General features: G+C 44.6%; 19 protein-coding genes. 3 read left to right on the top strand and 16 right to left on the bottom strand.

From position 1 onward, the window contains the following. The first annotated feature begins 338 nt into the window (after positions 1–338). Positions 339–515: a hypothetical protein gene (locus tag K5609_RS08670; RefSeq protein ID WP_016400551.1), complete on the top strand. Its 177-nt coding sequence runs from the start codon at positions 339–341 to the stop codon at positions 513–515. Positions 516–675: 160 nt separating this feature from the next. On the opposite strand, the gene K5609_RS08665 is transcribed toward K5609_RS08670, so the two are convergent. From K5609_RS08665 to tmpT, 4 genes are all read right to left on the bottom strand, one after another. Then, positions 676–1,734, bottom strand: a complete 1,059-nt coding sequence (locus tag K5609_RS08665) for a glycosyltransferase family 4 protein (RefSeq protein ID WP_221076808.1) — start codon at positions 1,732–1,734, stop codon at positions 676–678. Positions 1,735–1,746: 12 nt separating this feature from the next. Then, the gene (locus tag K5609_RS08660) at positions 1,747–2,289 is read right to left on the bottom strand and encodes a procyclic acidic repetitive family protein (protein ID WP_221076807.1); all 543 of its coding nucleotides are present in this window, start codon (positions 2,287–2,289) and stop codon (positions 1,747–1,749) included. A 4-nt stretch (positions 2,290–2,293) separates the two neighbouring features. After that, positions 2,294–4,414, bottom strand: coding sequence for an LruC domain-containing protein (locus K5609_RS08655; RefSeq protein ID WP_221076806.1), 2,121 nt, complete (start codon positions 4,412–4,414; stop codon positions 2,294–2,296). A 168-nt stretch (positions 4,415–4,582) separates the two neighbouring features. After that, positions 4,583–5,218, bottom strand: a complete 636-nt coding sequence (gene tmpT / locus K5609_RS08650; protein ID WP_221076805.1) for a thiopurine S-methyltransferase — start codon at positions 5,216–5,218, stop codon at positions 4,583–4,585. A gap of 104 nt (positions 5,219–5,322) precedes the next feature. On the opposite strand from tmpT, the gene K5609_RS08645 reads away from it, so the two are divergent. Continuing rightward, entirely contained in the window at positions 5,323–5,736 is a 414-nt protein-coding gene (locus K5609_RS08645; protein WP_221076804.1) for a helix-turn-helix domain-containing protein, read from the top strand. 51 nt (positions 5,737–5,787) lie between these two features. On the opposite strand, the gene K5609_RS08640 is transcribed toward K5609_RS08645, so the two are convergent. From K5609_RS08640 to K5609_RS08600, 9 genes are all read right to left on the bottom strand, one after another. After that, entirely contained in the window at positions 5,788–7,221 is a 1,434-nt protein-coding gene (locus tag K5609_RS08640) for a sigma-54-dependent transcriptional regulator (RefSeq protein ID WP_152782278.1), read from the bottom strand. A gap of 9 nt (positions 7,222–7,230) precedes the next feature. After that, positions 7,231–10,347, bottom strand: coding sequence for a PAS domain S-box protein (locus tag K5609_RS08635; RefSeq protein ID WP_221076803.1), 3,117 nt, complete (start codon positions 10,345–10,347; stop codon positions 7,231–7,233). 31 nt (positions 10,348–10,378) lie between these two features. Further along, on the bottom strand, positions 10,379–11,308 hold the full coding sequence (locus K5609_RS08630; protein WP_246611964.1) for a phosphate/phosphite/phosphonate ABC transporter substrate-binding protein: 930 nt from the start codon (positions 11,306–11,308) through the stop codon (positions 10,379–10,381). Position 11,309: 1 nt separating this feature from the next. After that, entirely contained in the window at positions 11,310–12,008 is a 699-nt protein-coding gene (locus K5609_RS08625; protein WP_221076802.1) for a P-loop NTPase family protein, read from the bottom strand. Between the two features lie 43 nt (positions 12,009–12,051). Next, positions 12,052–14,190, bottom strand: coding sequence for a polysaccharide biosynthesis/export family protein (locus tag K5609_RS08620; RefSeq protein ID WP_221076801.1), 2,139 nt, complete (start codon positions 14,188–14,190; stop codon positions 12,052–12,054). A gap of 10 nt (positions 14,191–14,200) precedes the next feature. After that, on the bottom strand, positions 14,201–15,025 hold the full coding sequence (locus K5609_RS08615) for an OmpA family protein (RefSeq protein ID WP_221076800.1): 825 nt from the start codon (positions 15,023–15,025) through the stop codon (positions 14,201–14,203). Positions 15,026–15,046: 21 nt separating this feature from the next. Continuing rightward, positions 15,047–15,409: an STAS domain-containing protein gene (locus K5609_RS08610; RefSeq protein WP_221076799.1), complete on the bottom strand. Its 363-nt coding sequence runs from the start codon at positions 15,407–15,409 to the stop codon at positions 15,047–15,049. A gap of 221 nt (positions 15,410–15,630) precedes the next feature. Beyond that, a complete protein-coding gene (locus K5609_RS08605; protein WP_221076798.1) occupies positions 15,631–17,541 on the bottom strand; it encodes a methyl-accepting chemotaxis protein in 1,911 nt (636 codons plus the stop codon). 194 nt (positions 17,542–17,735) lie between these two features. Further along, positions 17,736–18,071 carry a zinc ribbon domain-containing protein YjdM gene (locus tag K5609_RS08600; protein WP_221076797.1) on the bottom strand — a complete coding sequence of 112 codons (336 nt, stop codon included), beginning with the start codon at positions 18,069–18,071 and terminating at the stop codon, positions 17,736–17,738. Positions 18,072–18,304: 233 nt separating this feature from the next. On the opposite strand from K5609_RS08600, the gene K5609_RS08595 reads away from it, so the two are divergent. After that, positions 18,305–18,961, top strand: coding sequence for a class I SAM-dependent methyltransferase (locus tag K5609_RS08595; protein ID WP_221076796.1), 657 nt, complete (start codon positions 18,305–18,307; stop codon positions 18,959–18,961). A gap of 68 nt (positions 18,962–19,029) precedes the next feature. On the opposite strand, the gene K5609_RS08590 is transcribed toward K5609_RS08595, so the two are convergent. The 3 genes from K5609_RS08590 to K5609_RS21825 form a co-directional block, all read right to left on the bottom strand. After that, a complete protein-coding gene (locus tag K5609_RS08590) occupies positions 19,030–19,575 on the bottom strand; it encodes a sugar O-acetyltransferase (RefSeq protein ID WP_221076795.1) in 546 nt (181 codons plus the stop codon). A gap of 139 nt (positions 19,576–19,714) precedes the next feature. Beyond that, a complete protein-coding gene (locus tag K5609_RS08585) occupies positions 19,715–20,029 on the bottom strand; it encodes a hypothetical protein (protein WP_246611963.1) in 315 nt (104 codons plus the stop codon). Positions 20,030–20,483: 454 nt separating this feature from the next. Next, entirely contained in the window at positions 20,484–22,295 is a 1,812-nt protein-coding gene (locus K5609_RS21825; protein WP_281423341.1) for a sugar transferase, read from the bottom strand. Between the last annotated feature and the right edge of the window lie 4 nt (positions 22,296–22,299).

Raw genomic sequence — 22,299 nt, 5'->3', positions numbered from 1 at the left:
TTTCTTCGCGCAGTCAAGTCACGCAAGCCTTTATGATATTTCGTTTCAATAAAGTCAATCTAAAAGCAAATAAATAAAAACCAAATACAATAAGGCGTTGATTATAAAAACAAAAAAATAAAAACACTTTAGAACCAACATCTGATTAAAAAATGACCTTTATTTAACTTCACATTTTTATAACATTGACCTAACCTTTACCTAGAAGTTGATTTGTGACGCAGTTAACAATATGACTAGTCATCGTTAATGCCAAATCTCTTCCGTAACTCTGTTAATAAGTCGACAGCCATTGCACTCATTACAGTAATAAAAACTTTTTTGTAAAAGGAATCACTATGAAAGTTTTAAGTTTAGCTTTAGCTCTTAGCTTTGCAGCAAGCTCTGTTCAAGCCATGGGCATTTATGTTTTTAACGATAATTTTGACTGTTCAAAGGTATTGAAAACCGAGCAGTCTCGCGGCCCTATAACCAAAGCAGTTATAGATGATTGCAAAATGAAGACGAAAAAGTAATTCCACAATCGTTAACTTCAGGTCTTTTAGAGCTGCATTTTCAGCTGAGAATGCAGCTAGTTTTTTAGAACGGCAAATACTTATCCTTCCTAAGATCCATCAGATAAGCATTTTGAATTAATGCAAATTGCAACAGGAAACAAGCACAATCAAGCTCACGTTAAGCCAGCTGGCTATACACCTTTTCAAACTGCGGGATAATCGCTTCTGGGGAATAACGCTCGATAATGGTTTGCCTGGCCTGCTTAGCAAGCTGATACTGAAAATCAGCATTTTGTTGCCAGCGTTTAATGACTTTACGCCACTGCTCCACTTCAAAGCCTTCTAGTATAAAACCATTTTGCTGGTGTTTGATGAGTTCACTAAGCGCCCCAACATTACTGGCGATAACCGGGATCCCTCTGCTCATGGCCTCTAAAGCAGCCAGCGGCAAGCCCTCATTTCGTGAAGGCATACACAGTAAATCTAGCTCTTGCCAGCAACTATCCATGCTGTCTTGTTTGCCGCGTAGTCTTAGATTACTTAAGTTTTTGTGCTCATCACTTGGCAATAAAGTCCCCTCACCAAACACCACAAAGTTGAGCTCAGGCATGGCCTTAGACAATTGGTAAAAACGATCAGGCCCCTTTACTTCTGTTAGCCGACCAACAAAGCCAATGGTTAGACGGCGCTTATGTCGCCGAGACTTTAAAGTTGATACAAACGGGGGAACTTGCACGAAGTTGTTCACTATCTTGCTAGATGCTGCAACACGCTTGGCTATATCTCTACTAATAGCAATTCTGGCCTGCGACAAAAACGCAGTGTAACGATCTAACCAGTCGTAGCAGGCTAAACGCCCTTGGCTAATTTCACCCGCATGATAGCTAGACACCAACTTGATAGGTTTAATACAGCGTAACACGCGCCCAACTAAACTCGCTTTGTAACCATGGCTGTGAACTAGCCTTGGAGAGAAGTCATTCACCGCATGCAACAAACTAGCTATCGCGCCGTCGAGTATTAACCAAGGTACTTGAGCTTGCTCTAACTGACTGAGCATAGGATGAGGCTTGATATAAGCCTTCCAAAACACAACACATACAGCATGACCTCGTTGATGAAGCGCTAAGGCCAAATTGAACACGTGGCTCTCTATACCGCCCACTGTTTGGCTGTCGATAAACAACCAAACAGAATACGCTTGAGGAACCACCTCACCATGATGATATGCCTGCATCGCATTGACCTCTTAAAACGAAAAGCTCGGTGAGGTAACACCTAACTCTGCCAAACTTAACTCTTGATGAACTCGAGTCACGTTGCCAGACGATAGCTGCCAAACCTCGGCAACTAAAGTGCTGGCATGAGCTGGTAAGGTTATATCTAGCGCCATTTGTGATTGGCTAATTTGACCACGCCATACACAAGAACTGTACTCTATGCTTTGCTGCTCCATGTCTTTCCATTGGGTGCAAATGTTTAAGTAAGCTCGTTCGTCTCCCAGCATTGGATAAGATACCTGCAACTCTATATCTTGCTGATTACTAAAAATAAAACTCTCTGCAACCTGTACCTCTTCTAAGCTGGTTGCAATAGGTGTTGGTTCAGGGCTTGGCTCTGGCACTGTTTCCACCGGTGTTGTTGGCTCTGGACTCGGTTCAGTTTCTACAGTTTCAACAACTTCGGTTTGGCCACCTCCACCGCCGCCCCCGCCACAAGCCACTAACAAGCTGCTGCTTAACACCAATAGCCCACTACTTAAGATACGGTTTACTTTGATTAACTTGTTCATGGTCTTACTCCTGATCTTGATAAATAAGTTCGCTGCGGGCATTTTCCAGCAAGTACCAGTCACTGGCTTGTTGGCCTTCACTTTGGGCGTATTCAATAAAGTTTGGGTAGGCATCGCTTACTTTGATTCGCTCAAATGGATACTGCCAGTTGTAAGGCACAATGATTGCCCAAGGCAGGCCATTGCCAGTTTGGTAGTAGGAATTAGCCGCTGGGTTGGACACATCATCCATGCTTCCCCACAAGGTATCGTCGGCTTGCGAGCTTGGGCTTTGATTTTTAGCGTGGATCTCTAAGCCACGGCCTGGTGAGTTTGCAAAATAGGGGTTACGCGCATGGTCGGTTGCGTAGATAAATGGGTCAAACGGTGCGCTAGGTAAACTACTGGCCGCAACCCCTTCAAGCATTGGCAACAATACTTTGAAGTGAAGTTGACCTTCGCCACGGCAATCGCTTTGTGTTTTGTAAAAGTCACACTGGTTTTGATTATTAATATAATCGCGCACGTTACTGGCAATAATCGCGGTAATATCGCTAGTGCTTGCATCCAGTACCGGGCTATCCAATAACTGCCCATTTATTTCATATCGAATAGCAGCAACATCCACCAACGATTTATCAATACCTGGAATACGGATCGCAAAGCCATTATGAAAACTTGCGCCAACCGCTCTTACTTCACCTTGCAGCTCTACCCTTGCAACATCACCATCAGCAAAACTTAATACCTTAGTTTGCAGGTTAACCACTAGGTCGTTAAGGTCGTAGTCCCCTTCTGCAGGCCAGTTATCTTCAAAGGCTACTGTGGCGTAGCCATCAGCACTTGGGTAATAACTAACCTGAGTGGCCGAGTCACCCACGTAGATTTGCATGTCTTCAACTTCACCATCTGGTGCGCCACCCGTGGCGGCGTTACCACCTGCCGAGCTAATCCGAAAACGCGCCCATCGGTCACCACTTTCGTAGCCCTCTGGCACACTCACTAGTAGTGATTGCACCCCACTAACAACGGCTTGGTCGGTTAGCACTTGCTCTTGTGAATCGAATACGTCGTTGCCGTTTAAATCGATCCAAGCACTTAAGTAGCCATTAGCAGAGCTGTCTACCTGCACCACAAAATCTAGACCTACTTGCACATCGGTCACAAAGGCGATGCCATCTTCATCGTCTAATAAACGAGAACTGTCATCACTCTTCGGATACACATATGCATCGGCTTCGCCGTCTACGTAGGTGCCTAAGTGAATTCCACCCTCCACTAGCTGGTGGCGAGCGCCATTATTTGCTAAAGAAGTACCAAAGCTATCTGGTGCGTCACCAAAATCGATATTGGCTTCATCTTCGGCAACAATCGGGGCGATTGCGCATCGGGCGCCATCGTTATTACCCGATGCCGGTCCTTGAGCGTAAAACTGTGCTTGTGGGTTACTTTCTGAGACATCAATTTTGAATACTGAGCCATCGCTGTTGCGGCTAATATATAGGTTGCCATCAACATCAAAGTAAACCGCGCCAAAGGTGCCAGTTTGACCAACATTTGCGAGGTTTTGGCTATTGCCGTTGCTAGCGTCAATGCTCCATAAGTTACCGTTGTTATCAACGCTGTAAAGCATGTTGTTATCAGGATGGAAGGCCATATCAAAAATGCGCAAGTTTAAGGCACTGCCATCAATTACTCGCTGCATTTGTAGGTAGTCACTATCAGTTTCATCTAGCGATACACGGTATAAACCACGCGATGAACCGCTGCGATAGAGGTAGTGTGCGTTGTGGCTAACAGCCACATCGCCCACATAAAAACTCACATTACTATCAATGCCATTCCAATCTAGGATGAGTGGCTCAATTTGGTAGTCATCACCAATTCTGGCTAGGGTGCCATGCTGGTAACTCCAAGCATAAAGGTAATCGTCGTGGAGGTTAAAACCCAAAGCGTTGAGTTTACCAGTAGTGCCCATATCATCGGCCAAGGTTTGGTAAAAGCCTGTGGCCAAATTAACACCGAACAGTTGCGCCACATTTTGCTGGACCAAAAAAGCTTGTGTAGGGCAACTTGAGAACGCAGCACCATAAGAGCTCAATGGCGAGCAAAGCATGGCGAAAGCGAGAGGTTTCCAAGGTTTCATATTCAATCCTATCGTTTACTTTGTGAGGCTATTAATTGCTTATCAGCAAGAGCCAAGCCAGATTTTTAACGATATGATTTATATGAATTTAAGCACTCACTCCCATTGAATAGAATGACACTTTTGCATCTTGCAAATCAGTTAGAATAGCTGAAGAACTAAAGCAATCTAACTCCCTAGCAACCAAACCGCGTTTTCAACATCTATTCCCTTGGCAAACCCTTCTGTTTCCTGTCTGCTAGCGAGTTTCTTTAAAGCATAAATGGATCCATATAAACGCTCTATTTCAGACTCTGGTAACGCAAAAGGAGGACCGGAATATTGGCTTTGTTCGTAGTTGTAGGTAACCACTAGTTGCGGTGCATTGTTGGTGATAATTGGTAGCATTTGAGCGTAGCGCGTGCGAATGCCTTCGGGTAAGGCCACTAAAGCACCACGATCATAAATTGCGTCCACTTCGCCTAATAACTCACTGTTTAGACTAAAGATATTGGCAACAAAAATATCTATATTAGCGCTGGTGTAATGTAGGCAGTCAGCTAAGCTCTCTACTTTTGGCTCTAAGTTTAACTCTGCAAAAAGCTGCTTTATGGCATGCTCACTAAGCTCTACACCAACTACTTTCATCCCATTGTCTAACAACCAGGCTATGTCTCGCGTTTTCCCACACAAAGGGACAAACACTCGCGCACCTGCCGCTAGTTTAAGAACCTTAAAGTACTCATATAAAAAGAGGTTCACCTCTCCTTCATGGAAACCGATTTCGTCTTTTTCCCATTTTTGATGCCAAAATTGTTCGTGCACGTTTACCCCCCTAAAATCTTTCTAATCTGCAAAAAGCGTTGCGCTAAGTAAGCTTATCCACTAGTTTACAAGTTAAAGTCGACTTTAAGTCAAGAGTAAAAAAGATGGATATTGCAGAAGTAGTAAAGGCCTCGGGGCTTAGCGCTTCAACACTGCGCTACTATGAACAACAAGGCTTGATTAAATCTAGTTCAAGAAAAGGATTGCGACGTCAGTTTAATAGCAAGGTAGTGGAACAGCTGGCCTTTATTAGCTTAGCCAGCCAAGCTGGATTTTCGCTACTTGAAATAAAACCGATGCTCACATCAACTGGAGCGCAAGTAGACCGAGCCAAGCTAAATGCCAAAGCCGATGAATTAGACAAAACGATCAAAGCGCTCACTACTATGCGTGATGGCTTAAGACACAGTGCAAAATGCAAAGCAGCCAATCATTTCGAATGCCCTACCTTTCGCCGTTTACTTAACATCGCCAGTAAAAAATCGAGTAAACCTAATAACAAACTCAAACAAGCCTAAAGTAAAAAGCCCTGCTAAACAGGGCCTTTTTGCATCTTGGTAAAAGCAAACCTAGCTTGCTTCGGCTTCTTCCCATGATTGCTTTTTGCGATAGATAGTAGAAGGACTTACGTCCAACAATTCTGCAGCTTTAGGAATATTACCATCGCAATGGTCTATCGCATGTTCGATGGCTTCTTTCTCAGTAATCCACAGCGGTTGAATTTGATATTGGCTAGCGCCGTTTAAGCCAGTATCACTTTGTTCCTCAGTAACTACTTCTTCTGGGTGTCGACCATCTTTGCCAATCGCACCTTCTGGAACCAATTGGTTTATCGGAGGTGGTAACTGGCTAGCGAGCACTTCTTTGCCATCGTGTAATACACAAATATTGCGAATAACGTTTTGCAACTGACGTACATTTCCCGGCCAATCATAATTACTCATTACCGTAGCGGTTAAACTTGAGAAACGGCGAAATTGCTTACCCTCTTCCTTGGCGTAACGACGCAGAAACTTTTGCGCAATACCGGGAACATCTAATCCCCTTTCACGTAATGGCGGTAAATGAATTGGCACTACATACAAGCGATAATAAAGATCTTCTCTAAATCGGCCAGCTTGCACCTCTTCCCATGGATCGCGGTTGGTGGCACACAAAAACCTAACATCCACTTGTTCTTCTTGGCTGCCACCCACTTTTTGAAAACGGCCTGTTTGCACAAAGCGCAGTAGCTTAGTTTGTAACTCCATGTCCATTTCGCCTATTTCATCAAGAAATAAGGTTCCACCATGAGCTTGTGAAGCTGCGCCTGCACGCATCGACGAGGCACCGGTAAATGCGCCTTTAACGTGACCAAAAATCTCGCTCTCCATGAGGTCTTTAGGAATAGCGCCACAGTTAATTGCCACAAACGGTTTGTCGGCACGGGTACCTTGCTTATGAATGGCTTCGGCACATACTTCCTTGCCGGTACCACTTTCACCGGTGATAAATACAGTGGCTTTACTTGGCGCCACCGCTTCAATCATGCGATATACATTTTGCATGGCAAGGCTACTGCCAATAAAGCCATGGAAGCTATCGCGCCCAGCATCCGCTTGGTAGTTTTCGACTAAAGATTTTAGCTTATGAAGGTTAAGTGCATTATTCACAGTCACTTTTAAACGACTGGCATCAAAAGGTTTTTCAATAAAATCCACCACCCCCAAACGCATCGAGTCAACAGCAATATCTACCGAGCCATAAGCAGTAATAATAATTACCGAGGTGGGCAAGCTACGTTCTACCATCCACTCTAATACTTGCATCCCGCCCATATCTGGCAGGTTTAAATCTAATAACATCACTTGCGGAGATTGCTTAGACAAGAACTCAATCGCGGCACCACCGGTGGCAACGCGCGCTAATTTTAGGTTTTCTTTGCTTAAATAAGCCTGATAGGTGGCGGCAAGCGTTTCGCTGTCTTCGACCAATAATACGGAGGCTGTTAACTCACTTCCCATGGCTTCTCCTTAAGCGCACACTGTTTTTTCAAACTGTTTAATGGCGTTAATTGTTTGCTCTACGGCATTGTCTAATTGCGGCACAGTATTGGCTAATGCTTCTGCGTCCGATGCTTTACCGGCTATTTCAATCGCTAATGCTAGTTGCCTCAAACGCTCGCCACCAAAAGTGGCTACATTGCCCTTTAGGGTATGAGCGGCTAATGCTACGTCGTCAAAAAGCTGCTCTTCAAAAGCTTGTTTTATGGTTATCCTCTGCTGCTCAGTTTCTTGATACAACAAAGAAAGCATCAACGGTAGCGCTTCTGTTCCGGCATCTTTTACCAACTGCTCGAGCACTTTTTTATCAACCAACACACTTAAGTCTTGTTCTAGCACCGCTGCTGTTTTTGTCTCTGAAGCAACCTGCAAGTTCGCCTTAGGTTTATCAGCGTTATTACTAACTGTTGTCTGCTCTGGTATCGTTGATATAAGTGGTTCACTGAGCTGCGAGCGAATTGGTGCTTCGCTATACCACTGAACCAGTTTAGCCCTTAACAAGGGGATGTCGATAGGCTTAGTGATAAAATCGTTCATACCTGCAGAAAAACAGGCTTGTTTATCTTCAGCAAAGGCATTGGCAGTCATCGCCAAAATCGGGGTTTCTTGATTAGGCCCACTGGCTGCTCGAATGGCACGAGTTGCAGCTAAGCCGTCCATTACGGGCATTGCCATGTCCATAAGGATCACGTCGTACTCATTGTGCTCGCAAAGCTCAACAGCAACTTGACCATTTTCAGCACAGCTTAACTCTTTAACAAAATCTTTAAGTACTTGGGTCACTACCGCACGGTTCATTGCGCTGTCTTCAACCAACAGTACTCTGGCATCTTCTACTACAGATTGCTCAGGCTCTGTTTGTTCCGCCATCTCGTCTAATTGGATAACAGGGGCATGGCGACCTCTAAAGGGCAGATTCACCGTAAATGTAGTGCCCCGCCCTACTTCACTTTCTACGCTCACCTCACCGCCCATCTTCTCAACTAATTGGCGGGTAATTGCTAAGCCTAATCCGGTACCGGAATAACGTTTGGTAGCACCACTGTCCACTTGATAAAACTCTTCAAATAAGCGCTCTTTATCTTCTTTACTAATGCCAATACCAGTGTCACTAACAGTAAGCTCTACACCATAAGGTTGAGTTGCTTTTAACCCCAGGCTCACTCCGCCCTTGGAGGTAAATTTAACTGCGTTCCCCATTAGGTTGAATACAATTTGCCTAAAGCGCAGTGGTTCACCAAAATACTCAGGCAGTATTTCATCCGCCACATCTAACTCAAACTTCAGGGCCTTTTGCTGAGCCGTGGTATTAAATAACTTAACGATGCTTTCTAAGGTATCGGTGGCCGAGAACCATTCGTTGTTAAACTCTAACTGACCAGCCTCAATTTTAGAAAAATCTAATACATTATTCACCAAGGCCATTAGTGTATGTCCGGCCTCATTTCCAGTATCTACAAAACCCTGTTGCTCCAAGCTCAAATCGGTTTCTTTAAGTATTTGATACATGTTGATAATGGCATTTAGCGGGGTGCGGATCTCGTGGCTCATGCTAGCTAAAAAACGGCTTTTAGCTAAGCTTGCGGCTTCTGCATCATGCTTGGCTCGCTCTAGTGATTGCTCCACTGCTTTTTGTTCACTTAAATCAGTAAAGTGAGCCACATAATGAGTAATTTCACCTTCTGGATTTTTAACCGACGAGATACTTAACCACTCTGGTAAACGTTCGCCATTTTTTCGAAGATTAACGATTTCACCCGACCACACACCATCTTGTTTTAGGTATTGCCACATATTGTCGAAAAACGCTTTATCGTGCTCGCCAGAACTTAATATTGAAGGGGTTTGGCCTAAGGCTTCCTCAGCGCTATAACCCGTAATACGGGTAAAAGCTTGGTTAACCCGCACAATCTCGGCGTGTTGATTAGTAATAAAAATGGCTTCGTTAGCATCAAAGGCTTCGGCGGCCAATTGCAGCTCTTGTTCAGTGCGTTTTTTGTCTGAGATATCACGCATAAACGCGGTAAATACAGTATCGTCACCCACTTCTACAGAACTAATCGTTAACTCCGAAAGAAACTCATGACCTTCTTTATGCAACGCGGGTAACTCTAAGCGCTGGCCTAATACTGGTGCTTCACCGGTTTTTCTAAAATGCTTAAGGCCTTGACGGTGCGCTTCACGAAACGCTTCTGGTACCACAAAACTTGCCAGATCTTTTCCAACAATTTCTTCGCGAGTAAAGCCAAACATTCTTTCGGCACTTTGGCTAAACTCTAATACATGGCCGTGTCTATCGGTGGTAATAACCGCATCCATGGCCGAAGCGATAGTTGCCTTTAAAATTGATTGGTTTTGCTTAAGCTCTAAAGCTAGCTTTTCTTGTGTTTCAATGGCTTGCTTAAACTCAATATGGGACTTTTCCAGCGCAGCCGACATGGTGTTAAACGCATTAGATACCTCGGATATCTCATCCTTGCCTTTCACTTTAAGTTGAATACCTGGCCCAACTTGAGTAATAGTTTTGGCGGCATCTCTTAAGTCGCCCAGCTGGCGAGTAAGGTAAGAGCCCAATAAAAACGAAAACAGCGCCACTAGAGCTATTTCCAATAAAGCGATACTTACTCCAAAAGAGCTCGCTTCAGAAATAAGCCCATGCAGGCCATGATCATAAATGCCAATTTCTATGTTTCCGTATATTCGCCCACCAATCTCAACGACATTTTCGGTAACAAATACGCTGTGTTCATGGTCTCCTAAGTCGGGGTTTTCTCTAGGGTTAGATAAGGGATCTACGCCTGCCTTTGATAACAAACGATCGCTTTGGTCTTTGATGATGACGTAGGCAATGTCTTTTTGTGCGGAGAATTCGCTGGTAAGGCTATCGAGGGTAGCTAAATCGGTAGTGATAATGGCGTTTTTAGTGGTAGAGGCAAACAGAGAGGACATCATTCTACTGTGCTGCTCAACTTGCAGTTCATTTGAATCATACAGCCAGCCAATGCTGCTATATACCAACACGCCTAACAGCACGGCTTCAATTAAAGCGACGCCCAGAACTGTTTTTGCCTTAAAGCTAAATGTCATCGCGTCGTTTCATCCTTGTTGCTAAGGTCTATTAGTGGTGAGTATCGCCTATCCCAAGCTCTCTCACATCATCCCACTCGGCATCATTTGCGGCAACAAAACCTTTCATATTTAAGGCTTTAAGTAAGCTTTGTTGCGCTTCATCTTGCCCCATACTAAGAAACGCTTGCTGCACAGCGGCTAACACTGGCGCTTCCACATTGGGGTGTGCTGCGATGGCATGAGGGGTAAAGCCTGGCGACTCCCACAGTATGCGTAATTGGTCTTTAACCGTGCTGCTTTGAAAAGTGCGCGGAATACCACCACCAGCAGGGTATAAACCCGCAGCCACAGCCCGATAAACCGAGTCATGCGACCCAACATAAAACGGATTAAAATCAATTTCTTGTTGAGCTAAGTAACCTCTAAGCACCACACTAGCGGCAAACGCATTGGGTGCAGGAAAAGCCATTGATTGAGAATCCAAGTCTCGCACATTATTGATAGTAGTATCAGATTCTTTACTTACCACAATAATACCACTAAGTTTTTTATCTTTTGATTTTGCGAAAGCTTGGTAACCAGGTTGCTCTGAATACACCTGATAATGATAAGGGTTCATATAGGCAAAATCGTATTGCCCTTGGGCTAGGCGCTTTTCAAACTCGGCAATACTTGGTGCAGTTTTAAACTCTAAGAGATGACCACTATGTTGGCTAACAGCCTCCAAAAGCGGACTCCACTGCAAGGCTAAACGAGTCGCAGATTGCTGCGGTACAATACCAAAGGTGTAGGTTTTTGCTTCGGCTTTAGACACCAAGGCGAATAAAATCACCAGCAATAAACACACTAATAGTACCGTGGCTTTAATTTGCATACGGCGCTTGGCCTTATAATGCTTATCCTTCAACTCGAACAATTCTTGTTGCTTTTTACTCAATGGTATTCGATGTCCTTTTGCCGATTGTATTATGAAAAACATATCATATCCTTATTGAAAGTAGTTGAGAGTTAACGAGAATTCTTTGCAGATACCTCTTGAAACGAGGAAACATGTCGGTAATTCGTGAAGTTTCTCTCAATAACTCATTTTTTAAACTTGGATTAAAGCGATCGTTCATCACAACCCCAAGTAGGCGAATATCTTCATGGCTAAGATCGTTAATGGCCGTTTCAAAAGCAGGCCGAGAAGTAACACCTGCCATCATGGTGATAATACTGGCGTCACACGCCGATAAAGCACGAGCGGCATGAAGATTGCCGCTATTAGTTTGATTGATCGCAGAAGTATCAAACAACACCAGCTGATAACTTTCCTTCCATTGCTCTACCCACTGCTCAATAGCACCTGGTTCTCTTAGCTGCACCAAGCTCACTTTGTCCATTGGCACTGGCAGATAATCTACGCCAGACTGTTGGTCTTTAATCACCCCAAGCACTTTGCCGCGATCCCAGCCTAAATCGAACACTGGCACATCAAAATGGCGGGGGTGATGGAGGTTAAAATCCACCACAAGTACGCTTCGACCAGCCCCAGCGGCGCGGCGTGCAATGGCATCAACCAAGGTAGACACCCCCTCTTCTGGCTGGCTGGCACTTACACCAATGCAAGAATGCTGTTTCACCGGTAATCGTTGATACACTCGCTCTAGTTCTTGATAAGTTGACGGTAAGCTAATCATAATTATCTCCAGCTCTAAACTAACAATGGGTGTAAACCAAGGCTTATAAAAAGCCTAACAATGCGCTAATGGTGACAATGCGGAACACATCTTCCATGCCTTGACGAGCCTTATGCCAGCCGCTCTCTTCACGTGATGGAATGTACACGGTGTCGCCAGCACGAATCACAGGCAACATGCCAAAATCACCGGTTTTAGAGAACTCAAGTAAGTTGAAGGTGCGGGCTTGGTCTTTACAGCAAGACAGGTTTACCACGGTGATTTTCTCGGGGAAGCCATCGCTATCAACCCCACCGGCTTCGGCTAGCAGGTCTAATAAGGTCATGTCGTCGTTAAAGCGGTAGCGACCAGGCTTGTTTACCGAGCCAAGAACACGCACGGTGCTCTCTTTTTTCTCCGACAACCAGTTGCGATCTTTTTCAGGAATATAGATTGAATCACCAGGCACCACTTGTGGCAGTAAAGACTCGTCACCGGTTTCAAAATACATCGCCAAATCCAGTTTAGAAACGCGAGAGTGTTTACCGTTGCGATGGCTAATTCGCACATTGCTAATGTCGGCTTGCTCGGCTGGGCCATCGGCTGCTGCCAAAATGTCTAGGAAGTGCATGCTTGGGTCAAAACGGTAGCGACCTGGCGCAACCACTTGACCAAACACATATATTGAATCTTCTGAGCGCTGACGCACCCACTGTGATTTGTTGTCACTTGGGTCATCAGGTAGTTGCGGCACCATAATAGTGGTTCCAGCAACAATGCGCGGCATGCTGTTATTGCTGATTTCGCCGTTTAGGTAGGCGTTAAGGTCAAAGTTAACCGAGCGAGTATTACCGTTAGCATCGCTAAACAATACGGTGATTTTTGCCATGTCGGCATTAGGTTTAGGGCCGCCAGCATGGGCTAACAAGTCCATTAGGTTCATTTCGTTGGCCCACTCAAAACGGCCAGGGCGGTTTACTTCACCCATAACTTTTACCGCGCGGTTAGGCGAAACCTTGGTCCACGACTTCTCATTTAAGTCAGTTTTTTCAGGGATGAATATGGCGTCACCGGCTGAAATTTCAGGTAGCTGAGCAATTCGACCTTCGGTAAATGATTGCAAGTCAAAACGCTCTACCAAGCCGTTGCTGCGAATGACCCGAATTTGGCGGGTTTCTGCAAAACGGGTTGGGCCGCCAGAGTTGGCTAGCACATCTAAAAAGCCGGCTGATTTGTTACCTTCATAAGCACCGGGCTTAAATACTTCACCCATTACGTAAACGGTATTAGCCCCGGCTTTAATTTCTTCTTCTTGTTTTGGCACAAAAATGGTGGTGCCAGCGCTTAAGCTAGGTAGAAGATTGCTGTCACCGGTATCCAAATAACGTTTTAGATTAAACAGTTGCGGCTCGCTATCAATAATCACGCGTATTTGCTCAACGCTGGCGTAACGAGTTACCCCACCCGCGCGCATTAGCATATCTACTAGTGAAGCTGACTCTTTAAAGGAAAAGCTACCGGGGTTATATACTTCGCCAAACACTTTTACTGCGGTACGGTCTTCCGCCGCATCGCCTTTATCGTTTAGCGCTTTAGGGTCAAAATCTACCGCTACATTACCAATTTTTGGTGAGGCAGGAACAAACAGAACGTCTAGCGACTCTAGCTCTGGCAATACACTTAAATCACCAGAATCTAAGTAGCGTTTGTAGTTAAATACTTGAGTTTCATCTAAGCTGTCACGGCGCAGTTGCATCCGGTCTAATTGCGCACCAGAGCGTAAACCACCAGCGGCTTGAATCGCCATTTGCACGCCAGCCCCTTGAGCTAGTACTACTTCACCTGGCTGGCCAACAAAGCCCAACACACTAATGCGAATGCGGCGCTCTTCTAGCAATACTTTTAAGCCAGCTAAATCGCGGTAAGCCTTAGACAATTCGCGCTTAATCTTTTCTTGCATTTGTGCTTCGGTAAAACCCGACACCATGATTGGGCCAACCTCTGGCAAAATTAAGCGGCCTTTTCGTCCCACTTCAAAACTCTTATCAAGTGAAGCTTCGCCCGGCAGAATAATTCTTACTACATCCCCCGCCTGAACCTGTGGCTTCGCGGCCTGTGCTTGGGCGCTAAATACAATGCTCATTACAAAACCAAACAACATCCATGCTGCCACTATGTACTTACATAATTTAAAGAATTTCATGACAAGCTCCTTAATGTGCACGCGCGGCGTGCTGAGCGAGGATGTTGCTGTCAGCATCAATAACACTGATGGTGACGCGGCGGTTAGAATGGCGAACAGCATCGCTGCTACCTTCTAAATAAGGTTGTGAATCGGCCACTGCAGCCACTTCGATTAACTGCTCGTTCATGCCGAGTTCGGTCATAAACTCTGCAACGGCATTGGCGCGAGCTAAAGATAAACGCTGTTTGTAGTCGCTATCGCCCTTGCTATCGCTATGGCCAGTAACAATTAGCGAAACCTTGCTGGCGGCAATAATCGGGGTTAGGTTGCGAAGCTGATCGCGGTAAGCCGGCGTAAGCTCGCTAGAGTCAAAAGCAAATTGGTTATTGCTATTGAGTGCATCACTAATGCTTACCATTAACTGTGAAGATTGAATGTGGCCTAAGCGGTCGGTTTGGCAGGCGCCACTTTCGGTTACGCGGTCTAAACGCTTTTCCAACATATTTAAAAAGTGCTGTTGAATTTCAAGGTCATTAGCGGCATCAAAGGTTAAGCCGCCTTCTAGCTCTCGCAAAATGCGTTGTTGCTGCATACGTGCTTGAGTCACCGATGCAGGAAAACATAACTCTGCGCCTTCAAGCACCAATAAATCTAACTGGTGTTTTACTAATACGGCTTCAAATTGCAGGCCATGTTCTGGGCCCAGCTCGCGAAGATCGGTGGTACCAGTGTCACCGTCCATCCAAGCCAATATAGCGTGTTGATGCTCGGCAAAACCACCGCGTCCTTGTTCTGGCCAGGCGGTACAAGCTGTGGTCATGGTTAACAATACGGGGATGATAATGCTACGCATAATAGGCTCCTGGGGCTCAGCTTAAGCGGCGATTGAAGGTAAAGTTTCAGCGCTATCCGCTTGGCTAGCTAAGGTGTCAATCATGGTAATGATGTGATCTACACGAAGCATAACCAGCAAATCTCGAGGCTGTTGTTGAGCGCCAAGTAACACAAGTTGACCGCCTGCCGCATTAATGCGTTTAAACATAAATACCAAGGCGCCAATGCCAGAGGCGTCTAAAAACTCTACTTGGCTCATGTTCACAACCACCAATTTGCTAGCCGCATCGCTACAAATACCTTCAAAGGTCGCTTTATGCTCAGCGCAAGACTCAGCATCAAATGCGCCAACAATAGAAGCGGTAAGGTTTCCTTGGCTTGAAGTAGTTAGTTGCATTTTCATAATTCGCTCCACAATTCTTGATTTCAAGACAGATAAAGCGAGTTTTATGCCAAACTAAAAATACCCAATAAATACAAAAGGATATAGATAAAAAAGAGTGGTAAGGAGGGTTTTAGAATTAAGAAGTATTCTGATTTCGCAAATTGCAATTTGCAGGTGACTGCCAGCCTAATAGTTAAACGCCCAAGCACTTGGCTTGGGCGTTTAATGGCATAAACAAGCTAGAGTTTAAACTGGCTTATCATTGCGCCTAGCTCATGGTTAATCGCGGCAATGCTTTGAGTTTCACTACGTTGGCTTTGCCCTTCACTATTTAGCTTTTCAACCATGTCGTGAATTTGATGCATGCTCTTATTAATCTCTTGAATCACAATGTTTTGCTCGCTGGCAGAAGTAGAGACCTGACTATTTAACTCATTAATTTGATGAATAAAATCGCCTAGCTTTTGCAAACTGGTCGAGGTTTTATCGGCTTCGTCTACTGTATCTGAACAAGTATGCTCGGTACTGCCAATCGACGAGACCACTAAACTTGCCTCTTGCTTAAGTTTGGCTAAGGCCTGTTCTATTTCGCTGGTACTACTTTGAGTACGGCTTGCTAAGGCTCTCACCTCGTCGGCCACTACCGCAAAACCGCGCCCTTGATCCCCTGCCCTTGCCGCTTCAATAGAAGCATTTAGTGCAAGCAAGTTGGTTTGCTCAGCAATGCTACCAATCACCTCTACAATGTTTTGAATACTCGAAGTTTCGTTATTCATGTTCTCTACATTGCTAGAGGTTTCATGAATTTCACTGGCTAAGGCTTCAATTTTTTGTTGAGTAGACTTAATGGTTTTCACCGAGTCTTCACCGCTTTGATTCGCCTCGGTGGTGTATTTAGCCGCCGCCGAAGTATTGCCCGCCACTAGCTCTGCGGTGTTCGACAGTTCCTCAATCGCGGCAACAATTTGGGTGGTTTCGTTAGTATGTTGCTGCAGAATATCGCTGCTGCTTTTACTGTGTTTGTCTAAGGTGTCGATACCTGAAGATAGTTTAGAACGAGCAGTGTTAATCTCTAACAACATAGCTTGTAATTGGGCAATAAAGCCGTTAATGCCCTTGGCAATAATGCCAATGTCGTCGTCGGTTTTTACTTCCAAGCGCTGGGTTAAATCTCCACTGCCCTCGCCAAGTTCAGTCACCAAGTTACGCAGTTTAATAATTGGTTGATACAGTTGGTTTAATACCAACAGCAAAATAATCACCGACACCAACGTCGCGGCGGTAATAATGCTGGCCATTTTGTAACTGGTGGCTTTAAGAGGTGCGAAGGCAATTGCCTCGTCAACGGCAATCATTACGTACCATTCATTGTCATCCAGCAACTTAACCCGCTGGCTAACAAACAAGGTAGCTTGACCATTCACTTCAACGGTTTGTATCGCTTCGTCTTGGCCAACAATGCCTTGATAAACCCCAGCAAACACATCTACATCTGCAATGTTATCTTTCTGCTTTACCTGCTCATTGGTAGAAGCTAGCACCAATCCACTTTTATCCAGCACCAAGCCACTGGCTCCGGCTATTTCACCTAAAGAACTCAATTCTTTTTGTAGGTGGTCAAAACGTAAATCGGCCATGATGATGCCATTGTTGATGGGGTGCATTACCCCCACCATTGGCACGCCGTCACTACGGGTAAAAAACACATCACTTAGCGATAGGCTGCTGCTGCGCTTAGCCGCTTTGTACCAAGGGCGAGTGCGTGGGTCGTATTTATCTGAGCGACCTACGCCATTGGGGAAAGACTCAGAAGCCTTAGACACAAACGACGAACCATCATCAAAACCAATAATCACCTTATATACGCCGCCTAAACGGGCAGTGTATTCGGTCATGGCAACGTGGTTATCGGTAATGCCTTTTTCCTTATACAGCTTAGCGAGCTGATTAACCGCATCGGTAGTGCGTTGAAAAGAGGTTTCGATTTCTTGTGTTTTCTGGTCAATAGTATGATGAATGTCACGTAGCAAACTATCGGTAATTTGATCTTTTATTAGCGTGTATGAGAGGTAACTTGTTACAAGTAGAGATAAAACAAGCATAGATGCCATTGCCGACAACAAACTTGATTTAAAGCCAAAGCGATTCATCCTATTCACCTTTTGTAATATTTACATACTAATGTATTACAAATGGTCAAACTATAATGTTATATGCTTCAACAAATTTAAATTTAGTGTCATTAGCTAACAGGGAATGCCCATAAGAGGCCATTTATTCACTCAGCCGCTGCCCAAGCTAGTTCAATGAGCTTGCCGGTAAAGAGTTTAAGCAACTGTAAATGCTAGTATTTTTTAACAAACTGAGCGGTTATCATCATTTCATCGGCACCATCTACTTTGCAATCTAACTGATGGTCTTTTCCATTGGCCATGCGCTTAATCACTGCCTTGGTACCAATTTTTAACACCAAAGAGCTGCCCTTTACTTTAAGATCTTTAGCCAAGGTTACTTTGTCGCCTTCAGCCAATAAGGTGCCATTAGCATCTTTCACAATCACCTTTTCGGCTTCTGCTACTTCCTCAGGGTTCCACTCAAAGGCACATTCAGGACATACAAGCTGGCTTTGATCTTGATAAACATATTCAGACTGGCAATTAGGACAAGGAGGAAATGACATCTTTTACAACTTCTTCAAATTAGTTTACTCGGCATGATACTTATTGATCTTAGCGAGTGCGAGCTAGTGATAATGACTGAGGAACAGTTTTTGCGCAGCAACACGACAACATTGATTATTATGTTAAATAGATTGTCATTCTAGTCAACTGCTATACCCTAGAGGAAACATCTCGTTTTGTCATTTATCGTCGATACCTGGCTGAGCGCTCATTTATTTGTTGAGACAGCCAAATGACAGAATTACGCCTATGCTACCAAACGCTTGAGTTTGGTAAAACCGATATACACCTGTGCACTTTGCGCGATAACCAAGAGTTTCACGACCCGGAAGGCATTGCCGAAAAACTCGGTATAAGCTCTGCTTCTTGGCCAATATTTGGTGTGGTTTGGCCCTCCAGCTTGGTTCTCGCCCACTATATTGCCGACTATGACACAGGTTCAAAAAGAATATTAGAAGTGGGCTGTGGTATAGCGCTCAGCAGTTTACTGCTAAACAAACAGCTTGCCGACATAACCGCTACCGACTATCACCCAGAAGTTGAAACATTTCTTAATAGAAATACCAAGTTAAATGGTGATAAAAGCATTAACTATGAAAGAGTTGACTGGTCCGATACGAACGACACCCTAGGGCAGTTCGACATGATCATTGGTAGCGATTTACTCTATGAAGATGAACACATAGAGCAACTGGCCAACTTCATCAATGAGCATGCAAAACCTTCTAGTGAAGTCATTATTGTTGACCCAGGGCGTGGAAGAAAAAGCAAACTGAGTGCAAAAATGGTCGAGTTTGGTTACACATCTACCCATTCCAAACCGGTACATACCGACTACATTGAGCAAGCATTTAAAGGTTTTATTTTAACATTTAAGCGCGTGCAATAAGCAACAATCGCATTGCGAAAACTCAACGAACCCTTAGAACTCTTAAACAGTTAATTGCTTGTTCGAGACTAAACTAGAGCTCTAATGCGTTTTGCAGGCATGCCTCCAACAAGTGAATCTGGGTCTACATTTTTTGTAACAACCGAACCAGCTGCCACAACAGAGCGAGCCCCAATAGTTACGCCTTGGCAAACAACAACATTTCCACCAATCCACACATCATCTTCCACCGTAATTGGCAAAGACTTAACCTCCCATGTCCTGCGACGCTGATAGTCTAAGGGGTGAGTTGGAGTATAAAACTGCGAATTTGGGCCAATAAGTACATTGCTACCAATTTTAATAGGGGCGTTGTCTAACATCGTAACCCCCATATTAATATAGGTATTATCACCCACAGAAATGGTCTTGCCGTATTCACATAAAAAAGGCGGGCAAATAATACTGCCCTTACCTAGATGCGCTAATAGCTCAGCAACATAAGGTTTGGCAGCTTCAAACTGTCGTTGATTGATCTGTTGGAGTAACTCAAATGCTTTATTTCTAATTTGTGCAAGTTCATGACTATCAACATCATACTCCTTCCCTAAGCACATATTCTCAAACTCGCTCATTGCACTTCCAATAGCTATTATCGGCTGTCCATTGTAGCAAAATGGAAAAATGAAAAAGTGGGACAAGCCACACCAATGCAGCTATGCGGCAGCTACGGTCAACGCGCTGCAGATCAGCTATGAGGCAACAACAATTATTTTAATAGGTATTAATAGTAATGCAAAACAACAAACAGGCATTGCTTACTTCCGGCTTTTCTTGCCACTCTGCATGAGCCCACATGATAGTGCTTCTTATAAGAGATATTGCTGATGTGTTTGGCAAAGCTGAGAGATCACTGATTCCCTGATATTTTTGAGAGTGGCTAAGTTTACCATCTTCAGATTTAAGCCAGCCTTCCCAGCCATGCACCGGCGCATTACGTTGCTCGAAAATATCTAGCAGCTTTATTGCATCGGTATAGCCGACAACTAGCTCATCCTCTGATTCGGATCTTCCTTTAATATCTTTCAAGCTATAAATAATTGTGACAATTAGACATAATGATCCTCGGTGAAGGTGCCGACCTCCTGCGTTTATCGTGGGTTAGTCAAACTAGAGCCACACTGTTAGATGCAAAGTCTTAACAGAACAGGAGATCGACATGTCTAAATCTAGCACGTTTTTCATTGGACTAGATGTTCACAAAGAGACCACAGATGTCGCTTATTGAGTTGATAATTCGAGAGATGAGCCTGTATTTCATGGCACCATCCCCACCAATATTCGTTCTATCAACAAACTTATCAAAAAATACAAAGGCTTGGCTACTCTTCTTTGTGTGGTTTATGAAGCAGGGCCCTGCGGATTTTGGCCGGCAAGGCTGGAATGAAGCCTACAAGCGGCACTTGGTCGATATTCACTTCTTAGAGCCTGTTAAAACCTTACCTTTCAGCACTACAACAACATTGTTACCGAACGCCAACGGCTATTGCCCTTTTCCTGTTAACACAACCCATACTGTTTTAATCAATACACTTATGTCTTGATAGAGCCAAGAGCTGCATTGGCTAAGGCTTAATGCGTAGCAATGGTCGTAAGCGAGCTTTTGCTTTACATCTTCGATGGAACAATCATAAGCTAGGTTTACCTGCGCTAAACCGGTAATGCCGGGTTTAACGCCAACCGTGCGTTCGCTATAAAAAGGGATGGAGTTTTCTAGGGTTTGGTAGAAAACTGGGCGCTCTGGTCGTGGGCCTACTAACGACATCTCTCCCCTTAGTACATTAATCAATTGCGGTAGCTCGTCGATACGGGTTTTACGTAAAAACCGCCCTACTCGAGTAATACGCTTGTCTTGTTTTGTCGCCCAAACCGCGCCAATGCCCAACTCGGCATCGGTTCGCATGCTTCTAAATTTTAGAATATCGAATAGCTGCACTACGTTGTTAGACACCAAGCCAACCCGAGTTTGTTTGTAGAAAACCGGGCCTTTGCTATCGAGCTTTATGGCAAGTGCCACCAATGGGAATAAAGGGCTAAATACAAGCAGCAATAGCGCTGCACCAAACACATCGAAAATCCGTTTACCCACAGCCACTAAGGGGCTGACAAAATGACTAAAGTAGCGGCGTTTCAGCTTTTTTTGCAGGTAATCTACACAGCCCATCATGCTAGAGAAATGCCCTTCAACTAAATAATTCAAACTAGCAATTGCACCGGGCAACTTGATCTTAGGCAATAAGCGCGGCAACATTGCCAAGCAGTAGCCTAACAACTGCAAGCTAAATAACACCGTAAACAAACTAGATTGCGCACTTAACACCATTGCGCCCAAAAAGCTGGTTAACATAAAAATAGGAATAGTGACGCGCAAGGCTTTACCCGAGAAAAAGGTAAACGCCACCCCTTTAAAACGCGGTAGCAACATATGACGAAGGCGAATAAGTTGCTGTAGGTTGCCCGCGCCAATGCGCTTTCTGCGACTGCGATCTTGGCTGTCGGCAGCATGTTCAAGCTCTAAAGCGCGAATATTAGGCTCGTAAACCGCTTTGTAACCTTGGGCGACTATGTCCATGGGGATCACAAAATCGTCATTAATGGTGTCGTCTGGCATCACTCTAAACAGTGACTTTCTAATTAAGTAAAACGCACCGTGAGCTCCCAAGGGCGCGCCCATATTGGCTTCGCAGCGTTTTACTTCGCGTTGGTAATTCCAATAAGCTTGCTCGCCTACCGAGCCAGGGCTGAGCAAGTGATAATAGCCACACACAACCCCTACTTGGCTTTGGCTAAAATGTTTTGCGGCAATTAACATGGCGTCTACCGAAATGAGCGCCGAGACATCGGATAAGGCCACAATGTCGGCTTTGCTTTGTGAAATATGCTGGTTAAGCACCGCCACCTTGCCTTGGTTTTGTAACTGCTCGCAAACTTCAATTGAAAAGCTGCAAAACATTAAGTCTGCTAAGCAGGCTCTTGCCACGCTGGCGGTATCGTCGCTGCAGCCATCGCAGATTATTTTAATGCTTAAGCGATCGTCGGGGTAATCTAAGGTGGCGAGGTTAATCAGCTTGGCAGCAATGTAGTCTTGCTCGTTATAAGCAGGAATAAGTAACTCTATGCTTGGCAATTGCTGGTCTTGCTCGCGCTGGTGATATTTACGCGCTAAATCTTGCTGTTCTTGCTCGCTCATTTGCGGTTTGTCTTTGCTCAGCAGCTTTAATAGCAGCGGATATAAAGCATGATGATAAACCACCAAAAACATCGCGATTAAGGTTATGTAGATTAAGGTATTCATGAGC

This window comes from Agarivorans aestuarii (assembly GCF_019670125.1).
Taxonomy (GTDB): Bacteria; Pseudomonadota; Gammaproteobacteria; order Enterobacterales; family Celerinatantimonadaceae; genus Agarivorans; species Agarivorans aestuarii.
Note: the sequence above shows the minus strand (reverse complement) of the source record. Positions and strands in the feature narration are given on the sequence as shown.